At 69.0% G+C, this 4,185-nt stretch carries 4 protein-coding genes; all 4 read right to left on the reverse strand.

Annotated features, from left to right (window positions below; genetic code table 11):
- Positions 1 to 1,129: glycine betaine/L-proline ABC transporter ATP-binding protein (locus QZ483_RS12920; RefSeq protein ID WP_297084663.1), on the reverse strand; the 1,129-nt coding region annotated here is incomplete at its 3' end.
- 437 nt (positions 1,130 to 1,566) lie between these two features.
- Positions 1,567 to 2,445: an acyl-CoA thioesterase II gene (locus tag QZ483_RS12925; RefSeq protein ID WP_297084659.1), complete on the reverse strand. Its 879-nt coding sequence runs from the start codon at positions 2,443 to 2,445 to the stop codon at positions 1,567 to 1,569.
- Positions 2,446 to 2,453: 8 nt separating this feature from the next.
- Positions 2,454 to 2,876, reverse strand: coding sequence for a globin (locus QZ483_RS12930; protein WP_297084665.1), 423 nt, complete (start codon positions 2,874 to 2,876; stop codon positions 2,454 to 2,456).
- A 16-nt stretch (positions 2,877 to 2,892) separates the two neighbouring features.
- Positions 2,893 to 3,981, reverse strand: a complete 1,089-nt coding sequence (locus tag QZ483_RS12935) for a mechanosensitive ion channel family protein (protein ID WP_297084661.1) — start codon at positions 3,979 to 3,981, stop codon at positions 2,893 to 2,895.
- Positions 3,982 to 4,185 lie beyond the last annotated feature (204 nt).

Genomic DNA, 4,185 nt, shown 5'->3' on the forward strand with positions numbered 1-4,185 from the left:
CGCGGGGGATCACCCCGACGAGCCGGTCGCGCTCGTCGGTCACGGCAAGCGCCAGCGCCGCCTCGAGCGACGGGATGAAGAGGTCTGCCAGCGCGGTGTCCTTCGACACGGCGCCGTGGTCGGTCTGGATCGCGGGTGCGAGGTCCTTGGCGCCCTGGCGCACTAGGTCGAGCACGTCGCGATCGCGCACCCAGCCCACGATCGTGCGGTCACGCTTGGTGATGTACAGGGCGGACAGCTCGTTGTCGCGCATCGCCGTCAGCGCAGCGTGCGGGCCGGCGTTCTCGTGGATCACCGCGCGCGGCGCCCGCATGACGGACTCCGCCGTGAGCACCTTGGAGCGGTCGACGTCCTGGACGAACTGCTCGACGTAGTCGTTGGCCGGGTTCGTGAGGATGTCCTCCGGCGTGCCGATCTGGACGATGCGCCCGTCGCGCATCACGGCAATACGGTCGCCGATGTACATGGCCTCGTTGAGGTCGTGCGTGATGAAGATGATGGTCTTGCCCAGCTCGGACTGCAGCTCCAGGAGCTGGTCCTGCATCTCGCGGCGGATGAGAGGGTCGAGCGCGGAGAAGGCCTCGTCCATGAGGAGCACCTCGGAATCCGCGGCGAGGGCGCGGGCCAGGCCCACGCGCTGCTGCATGCCGCCGGACAGCTCGGACGGGTACTTCTCCTCCCAGCCCTTCAGCCCCACGACCTGGGTGACCTTGAGGGCGCGCTGGATGCGCTCGTCCTTGTCGATGCCCTGAATCTCGAGGCCGTACGCGACGTTGTCGATGACCGTGCGGTGGGGCAGGAGAGCGAAGTGCTGGAAGACCATCGACACCTGGTGGCGCCGGATCTCGCGCAGCTGTGCGGGCGTGGCCTCGGTGATGGAGTCGTCGCCCACCGTCACGGTCCCGGCGGTCGCGGGCTGCAGGCCGTTGAGCGCGCGGATCAGGGTCGACTTGCCGGAGCCGGACAGGCCCATGACCACGAAGATCTCGCCGCGCGCCACCTCGAAGGAGGCGTCGATAACCGCGGCGGTCGCGCCGTCCAGGTCGTCGCGGCCGGCGCCGTCCCGCAGCTTCTTGACCGCGTTGTCCGGGTTCTTGCCGAACACCTTGTACAGGCCTTCCGCCCGCATGGCGATGCTGTCGTTCACTCGTGTCCTCAGCTCCCCGCGCGTCACACGGGGGTTGTCTCACGGCCTCGTTCAGACGAGGAGGCACGCGGCCATCGAGCGACAGTCACGTGCCCACGTGGCAACGACTCGGAGCCGCCACCAGCGCTCGCCTGCAGGGCGCACACCCGGAGGGTGCTGCCAAGGCCTGGGCTGGTCATTGGCGCTTCGGTCGTGACTGACGCGGACCCCGAAACGGCCCTGTGACGCTATCAACCAGGGTGGTCGGTGACAAACGGCTCGGGGCCTTTCGCGGCTAATTCGCCGCAGAAGCCTCAAAAGAAATGCCTGGTAGGAGGGCTATCTAGCGTCGTCGTGTCACGATTCGGTAAAGAGACGGTCGGGGCCGGCCTCAGCGCGCAATCCTCGTCAGTGGTGCGCGGACCACACGGTCGGCGTCGCTAGCGCGACAGGCGGAACATGCCTTCCTGCGCAGCCGACGCGACCAGGCGGCCGTCCTCGGAGAAGATCCACGCGCCGCCCAGGCCGCGGCCGCCCTGGGCGGTGGGGGCGTCCTGCACGTACAGGAGCCACTCGTCGGCGCGCGCCGGACGGTGCCACCACATTGCGTGGTCGAGGCTCGCATAGGAGAAGCCGGGGGATCGCCACGCCAGCCCGTGCTGGCGCAGCAGCGGCTCGAGCATCATCGAGTCGCATCCGAATGCGAGCAGAGCGCGGTGCAGCAGATCCGAACCCTCGATGGGCGTGCGGGTCCGCATCCACGCGGTCTGGTACTGCTTGGGGCGAGGGTCCGGCTGCGTGAACACGGCCCCCTCCACGTGGCGAACGTCGAACGGGGTGCGCTCGAGCCAGTAGTCGGCGGTCGGGTGGCCCTTCAGGGGCGCCATGTGGTCGATCGCCGAGACCACGTCCTCGGGACCCGGCACCTCCGGCATGGTCACGGAGTGCTCGGGGCCGTCCTGGTCGAGCTGGAAGGACGTCACCATGGACAGGATCGGCTTCTCGTCCTGGATCGCGTGGGTGCGACGGGCGGAGAACGACCGGCCGTCGCGCAGCTCCTCCACCTCGAAGCGGATGGGGCGGCCCGCATCGCCGGGGCGCAGGAAGTAGCCGTGGAGCGAGTGCACGTGGCGGTCCTCGGGGATGGTCGCGCCTGCGGCCAGCAGCGCCTGCGCAAGCACCTGTCCGCCGTACGCGCGCCCGTTGGGCATGGGGAGCGAGTCGCCCTCGAACGTGTCGTCGCCGAGCCGGCGCAGGGTCAGCACCGCGAGGCCCGACGCCACCGACTGCTCGGCCCAGATGTCCTCGACGTGGTCCACGCGTTCTCCTAGTGCTCGGGGGTCGGTTCGAAGGTGTTGATCATCGAGTGCGCCGCGCGCTCGAGGTAGTCCATGAGGGTGACCGCGTGGATCGGCGCGAGGTCGGCGGCGGCAACGGCGTCGCGCATGTGCTCGACCCAGCGATCGCGGGCATCCGGGTTGACCCGGAAGGGCTGGTGGCGCATCCGCAGCCGCGGGTGCCCACGGTGGTCGGAGTACGTGGTCGGTCCGCCCCAGTACTGCTCGAGGAACAGCGTCAAACGCTCGATGGCGCCCTCGAGGTCGGACTCGGGGTACATGGGACGCAGCACCGGGTCCTCGGCGACGCCGGCATAGAAGCGACGGACGATGCGGTCGAAGGTCGCGTGACCGCCCACCGCCTCGAAGAAGCTCTGGCCTGGGTCCTGGGGAGCCTCGGCACCCACGTTCATCCCGGGTGTGGACACCTCAGTCTCCGTCCGCGTCGTTCGCGGGAGGCAGGGGGCGGCCGATCTCGTCCGTCGACGGGTGGTACTCATCGGACCGCGGAGAGTCGTGCAGCGCAACCTTGGGGGCGGGAGCCTTCGTGTCGAAGACCATCGCCTCGCCGGGCACGGCCAGCGAGATGTCGCGCTCCGCGAAGATCGTGCGCATCTGGCGGCGCACCTCGCGCTGGACATCCCACTGCGCGGAGGGATTCACCTGGCACAGGAGCCGCAGCATGATGGCGTTGTACTCGAGTGACTCGATGCCGGCGACCTCGGGCTCGCCCAGGAGCGCTGCGGCGATGTCCTCACTGTCGTCCTTGGCGGCGAACACCGCATCGATCATCGCCTGGCGTGCGGCCTCGACGTCGGTGTCGTAGGCGAAGCGCACCTCCACCATGACGCGGCTCCACATGCGCGTCATGTTGCCCACGCGGATCACCTGACCGTTCGGCACGTACCAGACCGTGCCGTCGAGCGACCGCAGCCGCGTGCACCGCAGCCCAACCTCCTCGACGGAGCCGGTGGCCTCGCCCAGATCCACCACGTCGCCCACGCCGTACTGGTCCTCCATGAGCATGAAGATTCCCGACAGGATGTCCTTCACCAGTGTCTGGGCGCCGAAGCCCAGCGCGACGCCCAGGATTCCCGCCGACGCGAGCATGGGCCCTACCGGCACTCCCAGGGTTGCGAGTCCCGTGATGGTGACGAGCGCGAGCAGCAGGATGGCGAGGGCGGAATTGAGAACCCTGCGCAGGGTGCCAGCGCGCTGGCGCCGGCGCTCGTCCTCGAGTCGTGCATCGAGGGTGTCGATGTCGGGGAGCTTGATCTTCGCTTTGGCGAGCGCGCGGCGCGTGCGCACGTCCTTGATCGGCGCGCCACGCTCGATGCTGCGCGTGATGACGTTGATGACCGCCCTGCCGACGAACCACAGGATGATGGCGAAGACGACGACGACGAGGAAGCCGACCGTGTTGTGGGAGACGTTGTCGAGCCAGTCCGCGATGGCGTCCGTGTCGAGTTCGGGCGGGCCGGGGGACGTCGTGGGTTCGGGTTCGGTCGTGGAAGTCATGGGCAGCACGCCTCCCAGGGTAACCACTGATGCCCCCAGTCAAGAGCGCTCGGCTCTGGCCGTGCGGGAGAGTCGCAGATGCGTGCGGGAGCCGCCGCCTGGCAGGATGGATGTGTGAACGACGTAGCGCCGCCCTCGACCGCACTTGCCGAACTGGCGCGGGCGTGCGGGATCTCGCCCGAGTACACGGCGTGGAACGGCGAT

The sequence above is a fragment of the uncultured Demequina sp. genome, from assembly GCF_913055775.1.
GTDB lineage: Bacteria > Actinomycetota > Actinomycetes > Actinomycetales > Demequinaceae > Demequina.